This window comes from Paenibacillus taichungensis, from assembly GCF_003287275.1.
Lineage (GTDB): Bacteria > Bacillota > Bacilli > Paenibacillales > Paenibacillaceae > Paenibacillus > Paenibacillus taichungensis_A.
Genome location: NZ_QEVW01000045.1, coordinates 1 through 1,308 on the forward strand (window position 1 = coordinate 1; position 1,308 = coordinate 1,308).

Here is a 1,308-nt window from a genome sequence, read left to right on the forward strand (position 1 = left end):
CAACTGAGCTAATGACTCAAAAAACTGGTGGAGGATGATGGATTCGAACCACCGAACCCGTACGGGAGCAGATTTACAGTCTGATGCGTTTGGCCGCTTCGCTAATCCTCCAGGATTACATGGTGCCGGCGAGAGGACTTGAACCCCCAACCTACTGATTACAAGTCAGTTGCTCTACCAGTTGAGCTACACCGGCATATTATGTTGTGATAAATGGTGGCTCGGGACGGAATCGAACCGCCGACACGAGGATTTTCAGTCCTCTGCTCTACCGACTGAGCTACCGAGCCACAATGAAGTTTGAATTAATGGCGGAACCGACGGGATACTCTCACTTCGTTCGAGACTGCGAAGCTAATGCTCTCGAAGTGAATGCTCCGACGAACCCAAAAACGGATTCTCATCCCTGAAGCATAATCAAGATGGCGGAACCGACGGGATTCGAACCCGCGATCTCCTGCGTGACAGGCAGGCATGTTAGGCCAACTACACCACGGTTCCAGATCACTTTCTTGAAAGAAAGTATAATTGCGGGGGCAGGATTTGAACCTGCGGCCTTCGGGTTATGAGCCCGACGAGCTACCGGGCTGCTCCACCCCGCGTCGTTATTTAGAATACTATATGGTGGAGGCTGAGGGGATCGAACCCCCGACCCTCTGCTTGTAAGGCAGATGCTCTCCCAGCTGAGCTAAGCCTCCATATATATGACCCGTAGGGGATACTCTCACTTCATTCGAGACTGCGAAGCCTTTGCTAACGAAGTTTATCCTCCGACGAACCTTTGGGATTCTCATCCCTTTTTTAAGCTAATAAATATAGCTATGACCCGTAGGGGATTCGAACCCCTGTTACCTCCGTGAAAGGGAGGTGTCTTAACCCCTTGACCAACGGGCCTTAATGGCTCCCCGAACAGGACTCGAACCTGTGACAACTCGATTAACAGTCGAGTGCTCTACCAACTGAGCTATCAGGGAATGGTGGAGCCAAGCGGGATCGAACCGCTGACCTCCTGCTTGCAAGGCAGGCGCTCTCCCAGCTGAGCTATGGCCCCATACACTTTAGTCTATCTGGTATTACTATGGGCCCTGGTGGACTCGAACCACCGGCCTCACCCTTATCAGAGGTGCGCTCTAACCAACTGAGCTAAGGGCCCGTATGAAAAATCGAAAAAAAATACCCCAATGGGGTTTCGCTTGGCGGCGTCCTACTCTCCCAGGACCCTGCGGTCCAAGTACCATCGGCGCTAGAGGGCTTAACGGTCGTGTTCGGGATGGGTACGTGTGGAACCCCTCCGCCATCGCCACCAAA

At 52.8% G+C, this 1,308-nt stretch carries 10 tRNA genes and 1 rRNA gene; all 11 read right to left on the minus strand.

What is annotated here, in order from left to right:
- Positions 1-25: 25 nt before the first annotated feature.
- Positions 26-111, minus strand: a tRNA-Tyr gene (locus DC345_RS31175).
- A 9-nt stretch (positions 112-120) separates the two neighbouring features.
- Positions 121-196, minus strand: a tRNA-Thr gene (locus DC345_RS31180).
- An 18-nt stretch (positions 197-214) separates the two neighbouring features.
- A tRNA-Phe gene (locus DC345_RS31185) sits at positions 215-290 on the minus strand.
- A 133-nt stretch (positions 291-423) separates the two neighbouring features.
- Positions 424-501 (minus strand) — tRNA-Asp (locus tag DC345_RS31190).
- Between the two features lie 27 nt (positions 502-528).
- Positions 529-602, minus strand: a tRNA-Met gene (locus DC345_RS31195).
- Positions 603-622: 20 nt separating this feature from the next.
- Positions 623-698 (minus strand) — tRNA-Val (locus DC345_RS31200).
- 124 nt (positions 699-822) lie between these two features.
- A tRNA-Glu gene (locus tag DC345_RS31205) sits at positions 823-894 on the minus strand.
- Positions 895-898: 4 nt separating this feature from the next.
- Positions 899-974 (minus strand) — tRNA-Asn (locus tag DC345_RS31210).
- A gap of 1 nt (position 975) precedes the next feature.
- A tRNA-Ala gene (locus DC345_RS31215) sits at positions 976-1,051 on the minus strand.
- Between the two features lie 28 nt (positions 1,052-1,079).
- Positions 1,080-1,153: transfer RNA gene (locus DC345_RS31220), tRNA-Ile, on the minus strand.
- A gap of 38 nt (positions 1,154-1,191) precedes the next feature.
- Positions 1,192-1,308 (minus strand): 5S ribosomal RNA (gene rrf / locus DC345_RS31225).